The organism is Veillonella sp. ZSJB6, from assembly GCF_051549505.1.
Taxonomy (GTDB): Bacteria; Bacillota; Negativicutes; order Veillonellales; family Veillonellaceae; genus Veillonella.
This window is the reverse complement of record NZ_JBPUGE010000101.1, coordinates 1-256: the sequence shown is the minus strand read 5'-3', so window position 1 is coordinate 256 and position 256 is coordinate 1. Positions and strand designations below refer to the sequence as shown.

The window sequence follows — 256 nt, the reverse complement described above, 5'->3', positions numbered from 1 at the left end:
AGCCTTGTGGTGCGTGTTGCGCCCAAAGATCGTCAAACCAAAGCCTTGGGGCTACTGTCGATGGGTAGCGCGCTGGCGACGGTGCTTGGGCTGCCATTGGGTCGGATGGTTGGGCAGTGGCTTGGGTGGCGGATGACGTTTGGTACGATTGGCGCGGCTGCGCTCTTGGCAATGATTATGGTGTGGTGGATTTTGCCAAAACTGCCGAGCAAAGATGTCGGCTCAGCGGCAAGTTTGCCCAGTATCTTTAACAATA

The 256-nt window shown here is 56.2% G+C and carries 1 protein-coding gene; it reads left to right on the top strand.

The features are described 5' to 3' along the window. Positions 1-256, top strand: a 256-nt coding sequence (locus ACSV5T_RS10055) for an MFS transporter (protein WP_438321036.1), incomplete at both ends; no start/stop codon positions are given.